The 21,023-nt window shown below is 70.2% G+C and carries 18 protein-coding genes and 1 pseudogene; 7 read left to right on the forward strand and 12 right to left on the reverse strand.

Features of this window, described 5'->3' with window-relative positions; all coding sequences use genetic code 11:
• Nucleotides 1–60 precede the first annotated feature (60 nt).
• The gene (locus tag AB0761_RS01245; protein WP_377266950.1) at nucleotides 61–1,146 is read right to left on the reverse strand and encodes a helix-turn-helix transcriptional regulator; all 1,086 of its coding nucleotides are present in this window, start codon (nucleotides 1,144–1,146) and stop codon (nucleotides 61–63) included.
• Nucleotides 1,147–1,217: 71 nt separating this feature from the next.
• On the opposite strand from AB0761_RS01245, the gene AB0761_RS01250 reads away from it, so the two are divergent.
• Together AB0761_RS01250 and AB0761_RS01255 are read left to right on the forward strand one after the other, a co-directional pair.
• The gene (locus tag AB0761_RS01250; RefSeq protein WP_377266951.1) at nucleotides 1,218–1,769 is read left to right on the forward strand and encodes a DinB family protein; all 552 of its coding nucleotides are present in this window, start codon (nucleotides 1,218–1,220) and stop codon (nucleotides 1,767–1,769) included.
• A complete protein-coding gene (locus AB0761_RS01255) occupies nucleotides 1,766–2,407 on the forward strand; it encodes a GNAT family N-acetyltransferase (RefSeq protein ID WP_377266952.1) in 642 nt (213 codons plus the stop codon). The genes AB0761_RS01250 and AB0761_RS01255 overlap by 4 nt, the downstream gene beginning before the upstream one ends.
• Before the next feature lie 89 nt (nucleotides 2,408–2,496).
• On the opposite strand, the gene AB0761_RS01260 is transcribed toward AB0761_RS01255, so the two are convergent.
• Nucleotides 2,497–2,655: a hypothetical protein gene (locus tag AB0761_RS01260; RefSeq protein ID WP_377274544.1), complete on the reverse strand. Its 159-nt coding sequence runs from the start codon at nucleotides 2,653–2,655 to the stop codon at nucleotides 2,497–2,499.
• An 83-nt stretch (nucleotides 2,656–2,738) separates the two neighbouring features.
• Here AB0761_RS01260 and AB0761_RS01265 point away from each other — a divergent pair, with 83 nt between their 5' ends.
• Entirely contained in the window at nucleotides 2,739–3,137 is a 399-nt protein-coding gene (locus AB0761_RS01265) for a hypothetical protein (protein WP_377274546.1), read from the forward strand.
• A gap of 126 nt (nucleotides 3,138–3,263) precedes the next feature.
• Here AB0761_RS01265 and AB0761_RS01270 read toward each other — a convergent pair.
• Nucleotides 3,264–3,614 (reverse strand): annotated as a pseudogene (locus AB0761_RS01270) (transposase); the annotation flags it as partial.
• A 192-nt stretch (nucleotides 3,615–3,806) separates the two neighbouring features.
• Here AB0761_RS01270 and AB0761_RS01275 point away from each other — a divergent pair.
• Together AB0761_RS01275 and AB0761_RS01280 are read left to right on the forward strand one after the other, a co-directional pair.
• Nucleotides 3,807–4,616 carry a transposase family protein gene (locus AB0761_RS01275; protein ID WP_377273905.1) on the forward strand — a complete coding sequence of 270 codons (810 nt, stop codon included), beginning with the start codon at nucleotides 3,807–3,809 and terminating at the stop codon, nucleotides 4,614–4,616.
• A 193-nt stretch (nucleotides 4,617–4,809) separates the two neighbouring features.
• Nucleotides 4,810–5,040, forward strand: a complete 231-nt coding sequence (locus tag AB0761_RS01280) for a hypothetical protein (protein WP_377266953.1) — start codon at nucleotides 4,810–4,812, stop codon at nucleotides 5,038–5,040.
• A gap of 182 nt (nucleotides 5,041–5,222) precedes the next feature.
• Here AB0761_RS01280 and AB0761_RS01285 read toward each other — a convergent pair whose 3' ends face one another.
• Entirely contained in the window at nucleotides 5,223–5,696 is a 474-nt protein-coding gene (locus AB0761_RS01285) for a lamin tail domain-containing protein (protein ID WP_377266954.1), read from the reverse strand.
• Between the two features lie 351 nt (nucleotides 5,697–6,047).
• A complete protein-coding gene (locus AB0761_RS01290) occupies nucleotides 6,048–7,061 on the reverse strand; it encodes a serine protein kinase RIO (protein WP_377266955.1) in 1,014 nt (337 codons plus the stop codon).
• Between the two features lie 499 nt (nucleotides 7,062–7,560).
• On the opposite strand from AB0761_RS01290, the gene AB0761_RS01295 reads away from it, so the two are divergent.
• On the forward strand, nucleotides 7,561–8,067 hold the full coding sequence (locus AB0761_RS01295; RefSeq protein ID WP_377266956.1) for a cupin domain-containing protein: 507 nt from the start codon (nucleotides 7,561–7,563) through the stop codon (nucleotides 8,065–8,067).
• 82 nt (nucleotides 8,068–8,149) lie between these two features.
• On the opposite strand, the gene AB0761_RS01300 is transcribed toward AB0761_RS01295, so the two are convergent.
• Entirely contained in the window at nucleotides 8,150–8,695 is a 546-nt protein-coding gene (locus tag AB0761_RS01300) for a hypothetical protein (protein WP_377266957.1), read from the reverse strand.
• An 827-nt stretch (nucleotides 8,696–9,522) separates the two neighbouring features.
• Here AB0761_RS01300 and AB0761_RS01305 point away from each other — a divergent pair.
• Nucleotides 9,523–13,443, forward strand: coding sequence for a carboxypeptidase regulatory-like domain-containing protein (locus tag AB0761_RS01305; protein WP_377266958.1), 3,921 nt, complete (start codon nucleotides 9,523–9,525; stop codon nucleotides 13,441–13,443).
• Between the two features lie 282 nt (nucleotides 13,444–13,725).
• Here the strand turns inward: AB0761_RS01305 and AB0761_RS01310 are convergent, their stop codons facing one another.
• From AB0761_RS01310 to AB0761_RS01335, 6 genes are all read right to left on the reverse strand, one after another.
• Nucleotides 13,726–15,147 carry a serine/threonine-protein kinase gene (locus AB0761_RS01310; RefSeq protein ID WP_377266959.1) on the reverse strand — a complete coding sequence of 474 codons (1,422 nt, stop codon included), beginning with the start codon at nucleotides 15,145–15,147 and terminating at the stop codon, nucleotides 13,726–13,728.
• A gap of 426 nt (nucleotides 15,148–15,573) precedes the next feature.
• On the reverse strand, nucleotides 15,574–16,560 hold the full coding sequence (locus AB0761_RS01315) for a glycoside hydrolase family 11 protein (RefSeq protein ID WP_377266960.1): 987 nt from the start codon (nucleotides 16,558–16,560) through the stop codon (nucleotides 15,574–15,576).
• A 1,297-nt stretch (nucleotides 16,561–17,857) separates the two neighbouring features.
• The gene (locus tag AB0761_RS01320; RefSeq protein WP_377266961.1) at nucleotides 17,858–18,346 is read right to left on the reverse strand and encodes a tyrosine protein phosphatase; all 489 of its coding nucleotides are present in this window, start codon (nucleotides 18,344–18,346) and stop codon (nucleotides 17,858–17,860) included.
• Between the two features lie 589 nt (nucleotides 18,347–18,935).
• Nucleotides 18,936–19,142 carry a DivIVA domain-containing protein gene (locus AB0761_RS01325; RefSeq protein ID WP_377266962.1) on the reverse strand — a complete coding sequence of 69 codons (207 nt, stop codon included), beginning with the start codon at nucleotides 19,140–19,142 and terminating at the stop codon, nucleotides 18,936–18,938.
• A gap of 457 nt (nucleotides 19,143–19,599) precedes the next feature.
• Nucleotides 19,600–19,887: a hypothetical protein gene (locus AB0761_RS01330; RefSeq protein ID WP_377266963.1), complete on the reverse strand. Its 288-nt coding sequence runs from the start codon at nucleotides 19,885–19,887 to the stop codon at nucleotides 19,600–19,602.
• A 305-nt stretch (nucleotides 19,888–20,192) separates the two neighbouring features.
• Complete coding sequence (locus AB0761_RS01335; RefSeq protein WP_377266964.1) at nucleotides 20,193–20,705, reverse strand: cupin domain-containing protein; 513 nt, start codon at nucleotides 20,703–20,705, stop codon at nucleotides 20,193–20,195.
• Nucleotides 20,706–21,023: the final 318 nt, after the last annotated feature.

Below are 21,023 nucleotides of genomic sequence, written 5' to 3' on the forward strand. Positions count from 1 at the left end.
ACGTGAGGATCACGCGGACGCGACCGCTGACCGGGCCCGCGCGGGTCGACAGGACGGCCCTCAGGCCGGCTCCGGACCGTGCTCTGCCTCCGGGCCGGTCGCCACCCGGTGCCCGCAAGGCTCACCCCTCCATCCCCGGCCCGGGTGCGGGGTGGCTGCCGCCGCCGTCCTCGCCCCCCGGGTCTCCGGGCTCCCGGCAGCCGAACGCAGCAGACGGCGCCCGAGCTCCTCGGCTGCGACCTGCAGTTCACGCGGAGCGACGATGCGGAACGGCGCCTCGATCGCCGTGAGTTGCCGGGCGTACCAGTCCGGTGTGTCGGTGGTGGCGAGCAGTCGGGTGCGACCGGGGGCGATCGCCTCGCAGCGCCCGAGGCTGCGCGGGATCCACCCGACGACCGCCTCCGCGGGGGCCTCGACGACGACCTCGACCTGGTAGCGCCATCCGTGGGACAGGTGCTCGTCGACCGCCGTGACCGGGTCGAGCCCTTCCGGGGGCGTGAAGGACGTGTCGAGGACGTCGACGGCAGCGACCCGGTCCACCCGCAGGAGCCGCCGTGCGTCCTTGGCATGGGACCAACACAGCAGGTACCAGTGGGAGTCGCGCACCACGACGGCCCAGGGATCGACTTCCCACACCCACCCCTGCCCCGGACGCCGCCGGTACTCCAACCGGATCCGCCGCCGCACGGCACACGACTGGACCAGGACCGCCGCCGTCTGCGGGTCCGGCCGAGGGGTCTCCCCCGCCGGGTGGGGAACGCTGACGCCACGGACCGTCTCCGCGGGCCCGGCTACCGACTCGGGAAGGACCCGCATGATCTTCCCCAGCGCGCTGCCGTCCGGGTCGGCGGGGTCCGCGGCGTTGTACCGGCCCTCCAGGACGGCCATCACCAGCCCCAGTGCCTCGGCGGTGGTGAACATCAGCGGCGGGATCCGGTAGCCCCGCCCGAGTCGGTAGCCGCCGTAGGGGCCCCGGGTGGAGCCGATCGGCACCCCGGCCTCCCGAAGGATCCCGACGTAGCGGCGGGCCGCCCGCTCGGAGACGCCGAGCCGCTCGGCCAGCTGCTCCGCGGTGATCCCCGGGCTGCCCTGAACCATCTCGAGGAGCAGCAGTGCCCGTGCGGCCGGGCTCCCGTCCTGCCTCATCGGTGAAATCCTCGCTGTTTCTTCGAAGTTCCGGACGTAGACCGTCCGGAATATTCCGTAGTCTGCCGGTCATGACGGAGACGGACGAGCCGGTTCTTCAGGAACCCCCGGTCGCGGGCGACGAGGTCGAGACCCTGCTGGGCGCGCTGGAGCGCCAGCGCCGGACGCTGGCCTGGAAATGCTCCGGGCTGGACGCGGCTGGGCTGCGGACGACGGTCGGCGCCTCGCAGGTCACACTGGGCGGGCTGCTCAAGCATCTGGCGCTGGTCGAGGACGACATGGTGTCCCAGAAGCTCCTGGGACGCCCGGCGGCGGAACCGTGGTCCGGTGTGGACTGGGACTCCGACCCCGACTGGGAGTGGCGCACGGCCGCCGACGACACCCCCGAGGAACTTCTGGAGCTGTGGCAGAACGCCGTGGCCCGCTCCCGGGCCGGCATTCGGCAGGCGCTGTCCCGGGCAGGGCTGGGACAGCCGGCGGCGTACACCAACTCCCGGGGCGAGACCCCGAGCCTGCGGCGTCTGCTGATCGACCTGGTCGAGGAGTACGCCCGACACGTCGGGCACGCCGATATGATCCGCGAGTCGGTGGACGGGCTCGTCGGGGAGGACCCGCCACGATGACTCCGCACCACCCGGGCGCGGTCGGCAGCATCCCGATCGAAGAGGCTCAGCTGACCATCCTCCCTGCTGATCAGGCGTCATGGGAGGACCTGGAGGCCGTCTTCGGCGAGACCCGGCAGACCGCGGACTGCCTGTGCCAGCGTTTCAAGGTCCGCGAGTCCGACTGGATGTCCATCCCCAGCGGGGACCGCGCGGAGCGAATGCGTGAGCAGACCGGATGCGACAGCGCCGGGGCGAAGGAGACCAGCGGCCTGGTGGCCTACGTGAACGGCGAGCCGGCCGGCTGGTGCGCGGTCGAGCCACGCACCGCCTACCCCCGCCTGCTGCGCGCCCGGGTCCCGTGGACGGGTCGGCAGGAAGACCGGGCGGACGACAGTGTCTGGGCGGTGACCTGCTTCCTGATCCGCAAGAAGTTCCGTGGCCGGGGCCTCACCTACGCACTGGCGCGCGCCACAGTCCCGTTCGCCCGTGACCGGGGCGCCCATGCTCTGGAGGCCTATGCGATGATCACGCGTCCAGGGGTGGAGATCACCTGGGGCGAACTCCACGTCGGCAGCGTCGGCGTCTTCGCCGACGCGGGTTTCACCGAGGTGCACCAGCCGACCCCGCGACGAGTGGTCATGCGTATCGACTTCTGACGGTGGGGCGGAGGCGTCACCTCCGCCGCCACAGCCTGACGCGGCGCTGGCTGGTGGCCCGTGGCTGATCAGCGGTTTCTCAGCGGTGATCATTTCCAGATTCCGTTGAGGACGAGGGCGGCGCGGGCGATGTCCCCGACCCGGCTGGGGCTGAGCGTGATGTGCTGCAGGGTGCGCCACCGCTGCTTGAGCTCGGCGGCGGGCCGCTCGCCGAGGGCCCGCCCTTGCCGCAGCAGGGCGTTGAACATGCTGGGGGGCGGCGGAAGGCGGGTTGTGGGAACCTCCTAGTATATCGACTAGGTGTTGGGCCTCTTCCACGGGTAAGGCGGCGATGAATATCGTTGATCTCCTCGGTATTGCGTTGTTGGCACTGGTGGGGACCGTTTTCCTCCGGTTCGCCCGGCGGAGCTGGCGGGAAGGCTTCTCCTTTGCCCACCGATTGCGCCTGATGCCCGTCACGGACGGCTACAAGGCCGGGGTGGAAAGAGCCTTCGGTGTCCAGGCAGCCTTCTGCTACCTCCTGGGCACGTTGGGGGTCGCCGAACTGGCGATCCCGTCGGGCAAGCACTCCGCACCGGTGTGGGAGGGTGTCGTGCTGGCCGCCCTCATCGTGAGCGTTCTGTTGAGCATCGCCCTGATGCTCACCATCATCTGGTTCAACCGTCCACGCTTTCTGGTCCCCCCGCACATGCGCGACCAGCACGGCACCGTATCGTTTCGCCGCCGCTAGACGAGTCTTTCCGAGCACGGTCAGTGGTCGTAGGCGGTCAGTGACCGGCTGACCGCCCACCCGGGGTTCTTCCTGTCCGTAGGCCGAGTCGGCGGTGACCCAGGTGATGGGCAGAGGGGAGGCGAGCGCGCGCAGCACCAGGTTCTTGGCGAGTGGGCCTTTGGTGCGAAAGTCCCGCTCGTCGGGGATCTTCGCCGTGCGGCAGCGGTCCCGGTCTTCGATCCAGGACTTGGGAAGGTGGAGCTCGCGATCCACCAGAGCACGGCCGCGGGCGGAGGCGCAGGCCGCGAAGACCTCGATCCGGCAGTTCTCGGTGCGGCCGGCGGTGTCGGAGTACCGGCGTTGCACGCCTGCGGAGGTGGTGCCCTTCTTGACGACATCGGGCGCCCGCAGACGCCCGGACAGCTTCAGCAGCTCCTGGACGATATGCAGATCCCGGACGGTCCGCTGGCGCGCTTTGCCTTCGCCGAGTCCCATGTGAGTGCGCACGATGACGGCGCGGACGTGCGCACTGACGTTTTCTCAGCGAAATGATCTACGCGTAGCGGCGTGAACTACCGCATGTGTGAACAGGCCGGGCGAGCTGGGCCCGGCTGCGGACAGACGTAAAGCCCCTGGTAGGACAGGTCTCACCACAAGATCATGTCCGCAACCACCAGAGGCTTCACGTTGGTCACCTATGTTGCCACGCTCGACGTCCCGCGCCACGTCGTGGACTACCTCTCGCGCCTGTTGGCCGCGCACCGGCGGCAGATCGGTACCCCGCGCGGCAGCCGCGCGCTCGGCACGTTCCGCCAAGCTGTGCTGATCCTGCGCTGGTTCCGCGAGCGCGGCTGCGTGCACTGCCTGGCCCGCGACGCCGGCGTCTCCCAGGCCACCGGCTACCGCTACCTGCACGAAGGCATCGACGTCCTCGCCGACCAGGCCCCCGACCTGCACGAGGTCCTGGACCGCAGCCGACGCCAGGGCATGACCCACGTGATCCTCGACGGCACGCTCATCGAATCGGACCGCCTCGCCGGCGTCCGCGACAACGGCAACGACCTGTGGTTCAGCCAGAAGCACAAGGCATTCGGCGGCAACGTGCAGTTCCTGGCCGCCCCCGACGGCACCCCGCTGTGGGTCTCCGACGTCGAGCCCGGCTCCACCCCCGACATCACCGCCGCACGCATCCACGCCCTCCCGGCGCTGTACAAAGCGGCCGCCGATGGCCTGCCCACCCTGGCCGACAAGGGCTACATTGGCGCCGGCATCGGCATCCTCATCCCGGTCCGGCGCCCGAAGGGCCAGTCCGAGCAAGCTCTGCACACCGACACGCGAACCACGAACAGCCTGATCAGAGCCATCCGAGCCCTCGGCGAACGCGCCGCAGCCGAGCTCAAGCAGCGCTGGCGCACCCTGCAGCACGTCACCATCAGCCCCAGCCGGATCGGCGACATCGCCCGCGCCGCCCTCGTCCTCAACGGAATCTGGAAGTGATCACCGCTGAGAAAACGTCACTGGCTGCGTGCGTGGCCCGACGGCCGCTATGCCGAGATCCCTGACGAGGTGCGGCGCTCTGTGGATGCGCTCCCCCATGCGCGGGCGGAGTTCACCGAGCAGCCGTTTCCCTCCATGGTGTGCTCGCCGGAGCTCAGCGCCGCGGCAGCCGCATATCTGCGGCACCTCGCGCGTGAACGCGGTCACGGTGGTGCACCCGGCGTATCCGTTCAACGGCGATGACTTCGGGCTCTTCCTCGATCAAGTACCCGGGGCGATGGTCCACCTGGGTGTGGCCGAGCCTGCAGCGGGCGTCCACGGGGTCCCGCACTCCCCGGACTTCGCAGCGGACGAGCGTGCGATCGGGATCGGGGTCCGCGCGACGGCTGGGTTCCTGTCGAACCGGCTCGATGCCCTTGCCTGAGATACGGCGCCCCATCACGGGTGGGCCGTTGCCGCGCTGCCCGGGCGTGGGGTCGGAGAGGGCCGCGAGCCGGTCCACGCCGAGGCCCCCCGGCCACCCGCCGCCGGGAGCCGTCGATGCCGCGGATGCGCCGCTGCCCCGGACCGTACGGTGCACGGTCCGGGGCAGCGGCACTGCTCAGGTCAGCGGCGCTGTCCCCAGCCCCACGTCACCTGGTACACGACGTGTCCGTGACGGTTGCGAAGCGTCGCCACGTCACCGTTGTTGTTCCACTCGTACCAACGCCGGTCCTGGTAGACGTCACGGCGGGTGTCGGTGCCGCGTCCGGTGTGGACCCGCAGTGACTGGTGTGCGTCCAGCCAGACGCGACCGAACCGGTAGAGGTGGTGGTTCGCGTCCGTGAGGGTCCAGCCCGCCAGGTTCACCGCGTGTCGGGAGTCGTTGACGATGTCGACCCACTCCCCGTTCAGCGAGCGGTTGCTGCCGGTGTCGCGGCCGGGGCTGTTGTACTGCACGGCACCGATGCGGGCACCGGCCCAGTGGTGCGCGACGGCTCGGTGGTGGTGGACGGTGGTTGCGGCCTGGGCCGGACCGGCGGCGAGGCCGGCCGCGAAGGCGGCTGCTGCAGCGACGGAGATGATGCGGCGTGCGTTCATGAGTGTCCCCTCATGTGGTGGTGCGCCAGCCGAGGTAGCGCTGACGTGATCAACCATGGGGTCGGACATCCGGCATTGCAGGCCTTTGGTCGGGTTGTCGCCTAAATAGGTAGATTTCACCTGCATCACGTTTCCCATTGCGCCCCATACGAACCAGCCGCCTCAGCCCAGGGCTTCCGCCCGTTCACCCGCCGCTCCGGGACGATCTACGACGGGCAGATCGACATCTTCGTCGTTGACGCCGCCGGCCGGAGCCGGGCCCCGGCCCGCGGCTGCCGCGGTGCTCGGCGCCGGGGCCGCCGGGCGCCCTGGTCCACGACCGGTCCAGGGCGCCGCAGGCTTCCCTGACCGTCAGTCGAATCCGGCGTCGGCGGCCAGACTCCGGGTGAGCTCCTCGACGTGTCGTGCGTCCAGGCCCCGGGAGACGAACCAGGCTCCGACGTTGCGGACGTCGCGCTCCAGGAAGGAGCGGCCCCGCGGGTTGGCGATGACGTCAACGATCTGCGGGACGTCGATGATGACCAGGCGACCCTCGTGGACCAGGATGTTGTAGGCGGACAGGTCGCCGTGCGCATAACCGGCACGGGCGAGCAGCGACAGGCTGCGCCCCAGCTGCTCCCACAGGTCGTCCACGTCCGCTTCCTCGCTGCGCAGTTGGGCGAGGCGCGGCGCGGCGGCCCCCGAGGTGTCGCCGACGAACTCCATGAGGATCTCGGTACCGAGGATCTGCACGGGGTAGGGCACGGCCACGCCTGCGGACCACAGCCGCGCCAGGGCCGCGAACTCCGCGGCGGCCCACTGGCCGGCGATGGCCTCCTTGCCGAAGGCGGTGCGCTTGGCCATGGCGCGGCTGACCCGGGACTCCTTGTGGGCGCGGCCCTCCAGGTACCCGGAGTCGCGGTGGAACATCCGGTGCTGGGCGTCGCGATAGCGCTTGGCGGCCATCAGGGTGCGGCGGTCGGTTCCGGGGACGCCGCGCTCCAGCAGATGGACGTCGGCCTCCTTGCCCGTCTTGAGGATGCCCAGTTCGCTGTCGACGGCGGCCAGTTCGGTCACCACCCAGCGGGGACGGGGCTCAGGTCCCTTCTCCGTGGGGGTCGACCGGTCCCAGGTGGACCAGCGGTCCCCTTCCAGGGGCTCTTCGGCAAGGTGCGCGGAGGCGTCGCGGGAGTCCTCGCCCCAGTCGGATTCGTCGGCGGCCTGCTGGGGGTCCGCGCCCTGTTCGGCCACTGGCGGCCGGAAGTGGGCGGCATGCTCGGCGAAGGCCTCCTCGAAGGCGGCCTCGTCGTCGTGGCGGGTCCGCCGGCTGCGGCCCTTGGGCCGGATACGGGCGAACGACTCACTGTCGGCAAAGCGGTCACGCACTGCGGTGATCTCCTGTGGTGGGCCCACCGGAGTGCAGCGTCCGCGAACGCTTCGTCAGCCGGCAGGCAGGTAACGAGTCATGGCGTCTGGCGCGCATGCGGAAGCGCGCCGCATCGTGGCGGCAGCCATCAGGACGCACCTCCTCACCCTCGTCACACACAGGCCGAACAGGCCCGCACAGCAGGAACCGGATCAGAGTACCGGCAGTCCCACGGACCGCAATCCGATTTTCCGGGTGCCCTGTGCGACGGCCTCCCGGATGCAGCCTGCGCCGGTCCGGACCCCCCGCCCTGCCCGGACGCTCCCCCTTTCGGGCAGCCCGGCTCCCGGGCGCCCCGGCAGAGGGCCGGCCGTGACCCTGCCCCGGTGACGGCTGCGCGGGCCGCTGTCCACGGCCGGGCCCCGAGCGGCCCGCCCTTCCACTGCCGTCTCATTTCCGCAGGTGGACGAGTCGAGGGTCGCCTTGACATCCGTTTTGGGACCGCCTTAGCGTCCCCTCATGAGCGAGCCGCAGACGCAACCTGGCGAGGGCTTCCACCCGCACCTCGCCGACCACTCGGACGCCCCTGCCACCCCACTGCGCACCCGGCTGCACCATGTGCGTGCCGATGCCCTGGACGAGGACACCGCGCAGTCCGGCGGCATGCGGCGGCTCGCCGCCGTCAGCGGGCGGACCGTCGGCGCCGAGCGGCTGTGGATGGGCCAGACCCATGTCGCCCCGTCGACGTCGTCCTCCGACCACCACCACGGCGAGTCCGAGACCGCCATCTATGTGGTGAGCGGCCACCCCGAGTTCGTCTTCCTGGACGACTCCGGCGGTGAGGCCGTGGAGGTCCGGCTGCGCACCTCGCCGGGCGACTACGTCTTCGTGCCCCCGTTCGTGCCGCACCGCGAGGAGAACCCGGACCCGGACGACGAAGCCGTGGTGGTGATCGCCCGCAGCACCCAGGAAGCCATCGTGGTCAACCTGCCGCGCCTGTATGCGCTCCCGTCCGCCGAAGCCTGAGTGGGAGCGGCCGATGTCGGCCGGCTGATGGGCGCATCGGCTGCCGGCCGGCGCCCGGCGACAGCCGGCGAAGGGGGGAGGCTCAGCGGATGGTCAGGCCGAAGTGCCGCTCGAGGGCCTGCGCCTGCTCGGGTGTGGTCAGGACCATGATGCTGTCGTAGACGCCGTGCCGCTCGCGTTCGAAGTCGACGAGGCGGAAGGAGCGGGGGTCGTCGTCGGGTGCGAGCATGGCGATGGCCTCGCAGGCTGCCAGGTGGTCGTAGTACTCGTCCGAGAAGTGCTCGGCCAGGATGGACACGGGACGGCCGTTGCGCTGGAACTCCAAGGTGTCGTCACGGGAGCCGCCCGAGAACTCGCCCTCGTGCAGCCGGACGCCGGTGACCGTGACCGCTCCCCCGGCGACCGCGGACGCCTGCTCCAGGAGCCATGCGTAGCCCGGCTCCAGATAGTCGATGTCGTCGGCGTGGACGAGAACCGCCAGGCCGAAGCTGCCAAGTGCGCAGGCGACGTCATAGGGCTTCAGCTCGTCGTGCGCCCAGTCGGCGAATTCCTCGAGGACGGCCTGCGCCTTCTCCGGCGACACCATTCCGATCTCCTGGAGGTGCGCTGCCACGAGCTCGTACGTCATCGGTGGAGTGTTGGACATGCGGGCATCCTGCCAGCCGATGGAACGGCCCTGCACAGCCGGGTGCCTGATTGTTCGTCAGCACCTTTATCGGGTGTCTGCGGCCCCGCGCACGTCTGCATCGGCCCGCGGGGACGGGATGCCCCGCCGGGCCTGCCGCGTCGTTCCTGCAAGCCCCCGCCCGGTCCGCGTCGCCGGGCCCCGCCGAGCCGCCCCGAGGCGGCGCGTCCGGAAAGAGTAAGTATGGGGTCCGACCGGACGCAGTCATGTCGTCAAGTAGCAGCAAACATGGGGTGGTACACGTCCCTGTTGCCCCGGCGCTCGGCCGGACCTCACAGGAGCGCTCTTGACCTGTGGGTTTTCCATGAACCGTCCCGCCGGCGGCCAGGTCAGGGCTTGGCGTATTCACGTCATGACATGCATGTGCCATGGATATTCCTTGCTGTCGCAGTAGTTGATCTGTGAAAAAGGTAGACGGCGAACCGATGCGTTCGCTGTCGACCAGAGAGCCGCGCAAGGGGTCGACTCCAGCGCTACATGCAGAGGAGTCACACATTGCGAACGTTGAGGCTGTTCAGACCGGGCGTGGGGCGAACCCCCGCACGCCTGGCCGTCGTTGCCTCCGCCGTCATCGCGGTCGTGGGCGGGGGGCTGCCCCTCGCCGCGACCGCTGACGCGCAGTCGTCCAGCGCAGCACCACAGACCGTCAAACCCTCCGTCGAGCAGCTGTGCAGCGCCCCCAAGCCCGGTGACGTGGCGTGCTTCGCGCTGCGCCGCACCGATGTCAGCGGTGCCGACGGCGTCCAGCCGGCCGCGGCGACGCCCAGCGGGTGGGGCGCCTCCGACCTGCAGGCGCCTACAACCTGCCCGGAGGTGGTGGCGCGGGGCGGACCGTCGCCATCGTCGACGCCTTTGACGACCCGACCGCGGAGGCCGACCTGGCCGTCTACCGCACCCAGTACGGTCTCCCGGAGTGCACCACCGCCAACGGCTGCTTCCGCAAGGTCGACCAGCGCGGCGGCACCGACTACCCCGATGCCGACCCCGACTGGTCCGGAGAGATCTCCCTCGACCTCGACATGGTCTCCGCCGCCGCACCCGCCGCTCACATCCTGCTGGTCGAGGCCGACAGCGCGAGCTTCGACGACATGGGCGCAGCCGTCGACCAGGCCGTCGCGCTGGGTGCCCAGTACGTCTCCAACTCCTACGGCAGCGGGTACAGCAGCACACCCGGCAGCGGTGAGGACCCCTCCGAGGTCACCGACCTCGACGCGCACTACAACCACCCGGGCGTCGCGATGGTCGCCTCCTCCGGCGACGACGACTACGGCGTCTCCTACCCGGCCGCGTCGCAGTATGTGACCGCCGTCGGCGGCACCGCGCTGGCCAAGGACTCCACCAGCGCCCGCGGCTGGTCGGAGTCGGTGTGGCACAACAGCTACGGCGGCCCCGGGTCCGGCTGCTCGGTCTATGAGCCCAAGCCGGCCTTCCAGACCGACACCGGCTGTGACATGCGCTCGGTCGCGGACGTCTCCGCGGTGGCCGACCCCATGACGGGCGTCTCGGTCTACCAGACCTACGGCGGCAGCGGCTGGTCGGTCTACGGCGGCACCAGCGCCTCCTCCCCGATCATCGCCGGTGTCTACGCGGCCGCGGGCTCCCCCGCGGCGGGCAGCTACCCCAACGCCTACCCGTATCTCACCCCCTCCGCCCTCAACGATGTGACCAGCGGCTCCAACGGCTCGTGCTCGCCCGGGTATCTGTGCACCGCCGGGGCCGGCTACGACGGCCCGACCGGTCTGGGCACCCCCAACGGCCTGGCGGCCTTCCGCAGCGGCCCGCACGGTGAGATCAGCGGCACCGTCACCGACACCGCCGGCGCCCCGCTCTCCGGAGCCTCCGTCACCGCGGGCGATGCCCAGGCCACCACGGACGCCGACGGCCACTATGCCCTCACCCTGCCGCCAGGCACGTATGACATCACCGCCTCCGCCTACGGCTACCGGAGCACGACGACGGCCGGTGTCGCCGTCGCCGACGGCGCAACGGTCACCGAGAGCTTCACGCTGGACGCGGTGGCCCGCCAGACCGTCACCGGCAAGGTCACCGACGGCTCCGGCCACGGCTGGCCGCTCTACGCGGCGATCACGGTCGACGGCGTGCCCGGCGGACCGGTCTTCACCGACCCCTACACCGGCACCTACGAGCTCCAGCTCCCCGTGGACCAGAGCTACACGCTGAAGGTTGCCGCGCGGTACCCCGGCTACCAGGCGGCAAGCAAGGACATCACCGTCGGCAGCTCGGCCCAGACCGTGAACATCGCCGTCCCGGTCGACGCCGACGCGGCCACCGCCGCGGGCTACAAGGTGCAGCGCACCGGCCCCACCGAGCCGTTCGACTCCGCGACCGCCCCGCCGGACGGCTGGAGCGTGGCCAACGCCGACGGCACCGTCGGCGGCTGGGAGTTCTCCGACGCCGGCAAGCGCGGCAACCGCACCGGCGGCAGCGGGACCTTCGCCATGGTCGACAGTGACCACATCGGTTCGGGCAAGCACCAGGACACCTCGCTGCTCAGCCCGGTCTACGACCTCAGCGGCTACGCCTCACCGCAGATCGGCTTCGACACCGACTACCGCAGCTACAGCAACCAGAGCGCCGGCGTGGACATCACCACCGACGGCGGCGCCACCTGGACCAGCCTGTGGACCCGCACCACCACCCTCACCGGCCCGTCCCACGTCGAGATCCCGCTCACCGCGTACGCCGGCGACCCGGCCGTCCAGCTGCGGTTCCACTTCACGGCGTCCTTCGGCTACTGGTGGGAACTGGACGACGTCTTCGTCGGCAACCGGGCGTACGTCCCGGTGACCGGCGGCCTGGTCGCGGGCACCGTGACCGACGCCAACACCGGCGACGGCATCGTCGGAGCCACCGTCACCAACACCGACACCCCCGCGCAGTCGGCAGTGACCGCCGCCACCCCGGACGACCCGGAGCTCGGCGACGGCTTCTACTGGATGTTCTCCGACACCGTCGGAAAGCACCCCTTCACAGCGGAGAAGAGCAAGTACACCTCCGGCGCCAAGACCGTGCGGGTGGCGGCGGACAGCACCACCCAGGCCGACTACACCCTCAAGGCCGGTCAGCTCACCTTCACGCCGGCGGCCGTGGACAAGACGCTGGCCTGGGGCGCCAACACCACCCAGAAGCTGACGGTGAAGAACACCGGCGGGGCACCCGCCACCTTCACCCTCGGCGAGCAGTCCGGCGGCTTCCAGATGCAGGCCGCCCAGGGCGCACCGCTCCAGCTGGTCAAGGGCCACTACTCGCCGCTGTCCGCAGCGGAGCAGGCCGCGACCGCCAAGCCCAACACCACCGTCAAGGCCGCGACGGCAGCCGCCGGCGATGCCTGGCAGCCGGTGGCGGACCTGCCGGTGACCCTCCAGGACAGCGCGGTCGCCGCGGACGGGGGCAAGCTCTACTCCGCCTTCGGCTACACCGGCAGCGACGACACCTCCAACCTGTACGCCTACGACCCCGACTCGGGCTCCTGGTCCCAGCTGGCCCCCGCGGCCGACACCCGCGAGGCACCGGCCAAGGGATTCATCAACGGCAAGCTCTACGCCGTCGGCGGCTGGGGTGCGAGCGGCGACCCCGACGCCAAACTGGAGATCTACGACCCGTCGTCCAACAGCTGGACCACCGGCGCCTCCTCCCCCAAGCCCTATGCGGGTTCGGGCAGTGCGGTCCTGAACGGCAAGCTGTACGTCGTGGGCGGCTGCACCTCCTCCGCCTGCGGCTCCCGGGACGCCTACGTCTATGACGCCTCGTCCGACAGCTGGTCACCGATCGCCTCGTACCCGGAGGCCATCGCCTGGAGCGCCTGCGGCGGCATCAACGGCGTGCTCTACTGCGCCGGCGGCACCACCGATGCCGGCTCCGTGAAGCACGGCTACGCCTACGACCCCTCCTCCGACAGCTGGTCACCGATCGCCGACCTGCCGACCGACGTCTGGGCAGCGGCCTCCACCGCCGCCAACGGCCTGCTGCTCACCAGCGGCGGAGTCGTCGACGACAGCAGCGCCATCACCAACCAGGGCTTCGCCTTCGACCCGGTGGCCGGTACCTGGGCCTCGCTGCCCAACGCCAACACCGCGGTCTACCGCGGCGGCGGCGCCCCCGGCTTCTACAGCGTCGGCGGCAACCCCGGCGGCACCCTGACCCCGCCGGTCGCCACCGTCGAGGTGCTGCCCGGCTACGACCAGTCCGGCAGCGGCTCGGATGTGACCTGGCTGTCCCTGGGGACGCAGCAGGCCACCCTCGCACCCGGGGCCAGCACCACCGTGGTGGTCAGCCTGGACGCCTCGGTCGCCGAGGTCACCCAGCCCGGCGCGTACACCGCGAAGGTGGCCGTGGGCAGCGACACGCCCTACCCGGTCCCCGCGGTTCCGGTCACCATGCACGTCAACCCGCCGAAGACCTGGGGCAAGTACGCGGGTACGGTCCTCGGCTCCGACGGCAAGGGCGGCACCGCACCGCTCGCCGGCGCCACCGTCCAGATCGACAGCTGGGCGTCCAGCTACACCCTCAAGACCGGCAAGGACGGCAGCTACGCCCTCTGGCTCGACGTCCGCAACAACCCGCTCACCATCATCGTCGCCAAGGACGGCTACCAGCCCACCACCACCACGGTGAAGATCGTGAAGGGGGCGACGACCACCGGCAACTTCACCCTCAAGAAGGCAAGCTGAGCACACCGCACCACACCACCACCACCCGTGCGGGCCGGTCCACGGACCGGCCCGCACGGCCCGGCTCCGAGGTCAGGGGCCAGGGGTCAGGGGTCAGGGACCAGGGGCCAGACCGTGGCCTCTCTCCGTGCACCGCCTCGCCGCAGGGGTCCCTCCACGCCCCGGACCGGCGGGGTTGCGACCGTGCCGGCGGCAGCCTCCCTTCGGGGCCGCGGCCGGCATGGTCTCTTCACTGCGGACCGTGGTACGTCACAGCCTGCACTCCCTGGAGTGGGAGACGGCTCAGGTGTCTCCGGCTGTGCCGTCCACATAGGCTGAGATCGAGGAGAGGGCCTGGGCGCATTTCTGCCGGGCTGCTTCCACCTCGTCGTATTTGGCCGGCTTCGATCCTGAGCCGCGGAGGTTGTAGTCGACCACGGCCTTGAACTGCTCGTTGGAGACACCGTGCAGGTGCGGCTCGTAGCAGTCGGCGATCTGCTCGCACTGCTTGTGGGTCAGCTCGCCGTCGCTGTACATGTCGGTACAGGCTGTGACCAGCTGGGCGGTGCTGATGGTCGGGGCCGTCAACCACAGCACCCAGGCGGCCGCGCCCGCTGCGATGACGGCGGCTCCGCTTGCCACCACCACGACGCGGCGAGGCTTGCGCTTCCCCGCTGCGGGTCCGGGGCCCGGTTGCGGAGCGGGTGTCGGCGCTGCTGTCGGTTCCGCATGCGGGGTGGCATCGGCGGGTGGCTCCGTCGGCGGGTCCTGCCGGGCCTGCGGGTCCTGCCGGGCCGACAGGTCCTGCCGGGTCGGCGGCAGTTGCAGCTCCGGCAGCTGGGCCTGGTCGAGGACCGTCTGCGTGACCCGCGCCGGGAACCAGTCGGCCTGCCGGAGGCGGACGGTGCTGTCCTGGACTCCGCTGGTGAGTTCCTGGAGGAGATCGGGCAGGCTGGGGCGGTTCGCGGGGTTCTTGTCCAGGCAGCGTGCCAGGGTCGTACGGAGCTGCTGGGGCACGGCGTCCAGGTTGGGGTGCTCATGCACCACCCGGTAGCTCAGGGCATGGCCGGAGCCGCTTCCGAAGGGCGCATGGCCGGTGGCCGTGTAGGCCAGGACCGCGCCGAGTGAGAAGACGTCGGTGGCGGGTCCGACCGGGTCCCCGGTGATCTGCTCCGGCGACATGTACCCCGGTGTGCCGATGGTGACGCCGGTACTGGTGAGCGCGGTGTGCTCGGTCGCCACGGAGATCCCGAAGTCGATCACGCGGGGGCCGTCGCTGGAGAGCAGGACGTTCGCCGGCTTGAGGTCCCGGTGGATCACACCGACGTCGTGGATCGCTTCGAGGGCTTCCGCGAGGCCGGCGCCGAGGCGGGCCACCGCCTCCTCCGGCCAGGGGCCATGGCTGGTGAGCGCGGTGCCCAAGTCGGTCCCGGGGATGTACGCGGTGGCGAGCCAGGGTGGTGACGCATCGGTGTCGGCATCGATGACCGCCGCGGTGAACAGACCGGTCACGCTTCGTGCCGCGGCCACCTCGCGTGCGAAGCGACGCCGGAACTCCGGGTCTTCGGCCAGTTCCGGACGGATGACTTTGACAGCCAGCAGACGACCACCCGGTGAACGGGCAAGAAAGACCCGTCCCATTCCACCGGCCCCCAGACGCGCCACAAGCTGGTAGCGCCCGATTCTTGCTGGATCACCGGCAGAAAGTGCTGTGAACGTACCCACCCGACCCCCTCAGTCCGGTGCCTCACTGTAGTGCTCGCCCGGAATCGGAGACAGCCGGTCGCCCCATTCGTGGTCGGGGCGGCGAACGCTTCGGCGGAGGCGACCGGGTGATTGCCCGTCGCACCGAAAGCGGCATTCAGGGTCGGCAGGAATGCGCGTGGCCCGCCGATGTCCGGCGGGCCACGGGCAGGTGTCTGCTCGGTGCAGCGTCGGGAAGGCTGCTGATTGCGACGACGAACTTCCGAGGACATGGCGGAGCCGCCTCACCCGTCCCGGTCAGGACGGGAGAGCAGTTTCCTCCTGGGGGACGCGTCCTGATTCCCACGACCCGCAATCCACGGCCGGCGGTTGGCGGTTGATAGCGGTGTGGCGCGACGGCCGGGGCCGCCGCGCCACAGGTGCGGTGTTGCTGGTTGTGCGGGATGCTCAGCTGGGACTGCAGCTGACCGTCGGCCAGGTCCAGGCGCCGTTGGTCTGGATGGTGGCACCCCAGTTGTTGCCGCTGCCGTTGGGCTTGGCCACCAGGGTCTGCGCGTCGGGGTAGCTGGCGTTGATGTTCCAGGTCGCCATCACCTTCTCCGGCGACGGAACCTTCATCGTCACCGTCCAGGTGCTGGAACCGGTCACCGAGACATTCAGGTTGTAGCGGTCACTCCACTGCTGACCCGCGGACAGGGTCGCGGTGCAACTCCCGCCGCCGCCCGTCGTGCCGCCCGTGGTGCCCCCGGTCGTCCCACCCGTGGTGCCGCCGGTGGTGCCGCCGCCGCTGGAGGAGCCGACGGTGATGTTGGAGCTGCCGCTGCTCTGGTAGCCCTCGGTGGCCAGGATCTCGTAGTTCATCGAGCCCAGGTTCATGCCGTGGCTGGCCCAGGCGTCGAAGTGGTTGCCGACGGTGATGGTGCCGCCGGTCCGCTTGGACTGCCGCACACTCCAGTACTGGTTGAACGTCGCCGTGCCCTGGATCGAGGGCTGGTTGACCCGCTGGGTCTCGTAGATGTCGTACGTGCCGCCGTCGGAGGTCACCGTGCCCTTGTAGGTGCCGGTGGGCTTGTAGGAGCCGTAGTTGTCGACGATGTAGTACTCCACCAGCGGGTTGGTGGTCCACCCGTACAGCGACAGGTAGGCGTTGCCGGAGGTGCTCCAGGTGCCCGAGTAGGTCACCGGGTTGCGGTTGCCGGTGCTCCAGCCCTTGCCCGCAACGAAGTTGGCGACATTGTTGAACGTGGTGCTGTACTGGCCGCCGGCACCCATGGTCATCGAGGCCTGACCACTGTTCTGGCTCCAGAACGAGTAGAAATAGCCGTTGTTGGTGCCGGTCTGGTTCGAGGTGACCGTGGTGTCCGCGTGGGCGGTGGCGGGGATCAGCAGCACGGCCGCGACCAGCGCGAGAATCCACCTGAGGCGCCCGCGCATGCGGAACCTTGAACGAGTGAGGACAGTGTTCATGTACGCGCTTCCTCCTGGTGCAGATTGGAGCGGACGCCGGGTGGCCGATCCGACCCGGCGGGGCTTCAGGCGACCTGGACGCGGGGTGGCCGAGGCGACGGCAACCACACGCCGGTGGCACGCAATGCGGTGCAGGCGGGCCTATGGGAACCAGCCCGCACTGGTCACCCGAGTCGACACCGATTCAGGCCGTGTGCAGGGACGACATTTGGATCAACGGTGACTTCCGCCGATACCGGCGCCGACCGGATCGAAGGTGATTGAGGTCTGTCGAAGGCGGGAGTGCTGGTCCGCCTCCGTCGAGTCATGGACGGCCTCCGGAAGATCACGCCCGAGGCCACGGTCCAGCGCCCCGCACGTGCGCGCCGCCTCAGCCCCGCCTGCATCCGCGTGGCCGGAAGGTCGATGCGCGGCCACGTCCAGGCTGCGCGCCGGATTGGCGACATCCGACAACTCGGTGGCGCCGACCAGGGACGGTGCGCCGACCGTGTCGGGGATGACCGAGGTGCGGGTACGCGAAGGTTTCACGATCACTGCAACCTCTGCCTTCCGGTCTCCGGGCATGCACGCCTGGACAGTCCCGGGGTGGGATGGATGTGACCGTACGGAGTCGCCTCCGTTACGGGGAGGTTTCGATCACTGGAGAGTATGCGCCCACCTTGGATTGACGGTCAATGAGTTCGGTTTCCGAAAGTTCCCCGAAACTCATATGTGATCAACTGGAGTTGACATCGAATCATTTCGGGATCCGCAATTGATCGTGCCCATAGAGCGTCTCCGCGTCCGGAAGGATGTCTCGACGCGCCCTCGGGTGGATGCGAGGCTCACGAGGTCGCTCGCAAGCTCTGCGAAAGTTTCGACACCCATCAACCGCATGTCGCACGCCGCCCCAGCAGGGGCACACAGCGATGGGTGACGGGCACCGCTCCCGCTGCGGCAGCGCCGGGAACCGGCCTGCCCGGCTGCGGAGCACCGGACCACGACAGCACCGCCGCGGACGAGGAGGCCGCCCGGATCCTACGATTCCACACTGATCACGCGGCCAGGTCCAGAAGCTCCGCGGTGGAGGAGTTCAACAAGAACCTCCGCCGGCAGGATCGCACTGCCCGCCTCCCCCGCCACCGTACAGTCCACCGCCCCAAGGGCCGTCACTGCGTCAACCGATCCGCCCTGTAGCCGGGCTCGATCCCCCCGCATCGGCTCGCTCGCCACGCAGAGTCTCACCGGCAGCCGGGCATGCCGGATCTGCGGGGCGTCGTCGGCATCATGCGTGCTCGAGCAGCTTCATCGTCCACTCCCGTTGCTCGGCGGTATCCGGGACTGCGAGTCCGCGTGCCTGCTCGATCCGGCCCCAGGCTGTCTCGGGATCGCTGCCGTTGAGGATGAGCAGTGCGGCAGCCAGGAGAGATGCGCGTCCGGTGCCGGCACGGCAGTGGATGACCACATGGGCTCCCTCGCGCAGCCGCTGAGCAAGTAGGCGCAGGGTCGGCAGGATCGCGGCGAGTTCGGGAACGGCACGGTCGACGATGGGTGTGGCGACGAACTGCAACCCGGCTGCCGCGGCTCGTTCCGGTTCCTCCGCGAGGCCGAGCTCATCGAGTTCGGGTCCGGTGAGCGCGCAGACCAGGACGGCGACGCCTGCGCCGTTCAGCGCGGTCATCTCGTCCTCGAGCCAGTCGCCGCCACGGGGTCTGGCCATGGTGCTCAGTCGTCCTGGGGACGGAAGGTCGACGGTGAACAGGGCAGGTCGCATGTGAGCGGCGCCTTTCGGTCGGTGGAGTCAGGCGGGGAGCCGCCCGGGTTCAGGTGGGAAACACACTCAGGGGCCCACTGGACCGGCCACGTCGGCGAGACGCCGAGCACTCCGGCCGAGGGCGATTCCGGCTGTCGCCAGTACCGGCAGCGCTGTTCCTACTCGGGCTGCGTCGGATGCTCGTGGGCATGCGGGGCAGGCGGCGTTTGGCGAATGGCATCCAGTCGATGCCGCGATCACGCAGTCAGGCGCAACCGACCGCCTCGGGGTGGAGGGAACCTGGCAGTCTCTCGCGAGCGGCGGTGATCGTGAGCCAGTCCGTATTCGCCGTGGTTCTGACGTCCGTCATGCCCGACACCGGCCGGTTGCAGGGCTCAGGGCGACATCCAGCTCCGCATCGAGGTCACGTGCGGCGCGGGCAGCCCTGCCGACGTCCTCGCGCGTCGAATCCGTCCAGACACGCCGTCGCGCGATCAGCGGCGCCCACCTGGCCCCCTCCATCGGTCACCGTCGCGGCCCACAGACGAACCGCGCTGACGGCTCCTGCCTGAGGCGGCCGACGGGCCGTCACTATCTGGAGCAGGCGGGGTTACTCCCCGACGCCTCCGCCGGCGAGAAGGTCCGCGATGCGCGCGTCAACCTGCCCACGGTCGTAGCCCCGCAGTCTGATCCGGAACGCCGGACGGGGCGCCTGTGGGTCGGCCTGGGAGAGGGCTTCGAGGTAGCGGTCCACTTCGCTGCGGTCATAGCCCCGCCGCACCAAGTCGAAGCCACGGAACTCGGGCGATGTCGACACTCTGCGGGACACCCCAACCTCTCGGTATCTGCGTTCGGACTCACCGTCGTGGAACGGCCGGCAGCAGGCCGCGTGTACGGCTACGGCTGATCATCGGTGGACAAGGCCGAAGACCAGACCGGAACCGCAGGGCACAGCGTAGCCCCGTCCACGAGGCCGGCGACGTGGAATGGCCGGTGGAGGCGCTACCTTCTCGGGCGAGCCGTGCCCGTGAAGTCACCCCCGGGAATGGGCAGTTCCGCAGCGGCAGGCCCCCGAAAGCCTGATCCCGCTCATCCTCGACGAGATCGGGGACCATGCGTCCCGGACCTCGCCCCGTGCGTCCACGACACCGCGCACCGGCTCCGCCGGTTCCTGCGGCAACCGTGTCTTCCTGCCGGATCCCAGGCCGAGACCGCTACCACCCCTGGGCCGCGCCCCAGCATGCTGACGATGGTCTGCCGACGACGATCGACGATCAGGGCCGCTGCAGACGGCCCTCCGGATCCTCCGCCTCCTGCGCTGCGCCGACCATTTCGTACGAGGCCTCCATCGCAGCGGGGCTCACCGGGTAGTACTCCCCCAGGACACCTCGGGCCACCCAGTGACCGACCGGGCAGTCCACCCAGCAGCCTTCCTCCCTGGCCCATACCTGTGCCACCTGCCGCCGGACCGCAAAGGCGGGCTCGCCCCCGCTCTTGGTCGAAACGAATGCGCGAACCTGATCCGCGTTGTCGCCGGTCCAGCGGATGGCTTCGATCTCCATCGGCCGTCTGCGGAAGTAAGGCATCGGACTCCTTGTGGCAGATACGAGAGGCGGCAAGTGCCTGCCCGGCCCCTGGCTCGTCAGGGGCGCAGGCAACGGGGGCGGCGCCAGTGCGGACGGGGGCGGACGAGGGCGCCCGGGGGCAGGTGGGGACAGGTCGCCGAGGTCACCCCTGCCGGGACGCAGGCGTCGACTCGCCGCACGGATACGCCCGACGGCCACCGAGGGCTCATATCCCTCCCGACCGCACTCGATCGACTCGGCGGCGCCCGGCAGGCGAGCGGGCCGGCGGGTGGTCGCGGCTGTCAGTGGGTGGGCGGGTTTAGGCCGTAGCGGTGGACGATGTCGTCGAGCCAGTCGGGGTGGCCGTAGGTCAGTCCGTACCTCTCCGCCAGTTCGTTGAAGGCGCCCCGGTCGGTCACGCTGGACGCCATCAGATCGCCGAGTTCACGGAAGTAGTGCTCGAAGCCGCCGGGGATGATGATCTCGATCATCCGGGCGCGAACGTCGCCCGCGTTCCACATGGCGTGCATCTGTCCACGCGGCTTGATGATGTATCCGCCCGGGCCGAGGACCGTCTCGGCGTCGTCGGAGCGGAAGCCGATCTCGCCCTCGAGGACGATGGAGTACTCGTCCTCCCTGGTGTGCCGATGCGGCGCGGTGATCACACCGACGTCGAAGGGGTGCTCCACCATGGACACCGCACCGCCGGTGGTGTCGCTCCAGAGCTTGAAGTCGGCTCCGAAGCCGGGGATGTGCACGCTCTGGCCCTCCCCGGGCCGGACGATCGTGATCGGTGGCACACCGCTGAGATCCATGATCCTGCTTCCTCCTCGTGGGCCGCGTCGCGCCGGCCCTGTGGAACCGCTGACGGCCCGGAACTGTCCCGTGGATGGACAAATACCTCCCCGCTCCCGGGGGCCAAACCACGGTCGGTGCGGGCGGAACGAGGTCTCACCCGTCACCGCACCTGCGGGGCGGTCCCGCCCCAGGCAGCCGCCGGAGCCACGTCCGGCGGCATCCCACCCGGATCGTGCGCTCCCCGCCCGCTTGCGCCCCGGCGTGCGCCGCACCAGTTCAGGGCCGGTCCTGCCACCGGTGGTCCTCCGGGCACGCGGGAGACCCCGGACCGGGCA

The sequence above is a fragment of the Peterkaempfera podocarpi genome, assembly GCF_042466665.1.
In the GTDB taxonomy this organism is placed as follows: Bacteria; Actinomycetota; Actinomycetes; order Streptomycetales; family Streptomycetaceae; genus Peterkaempfera; species Peterkaempfera podocarpi.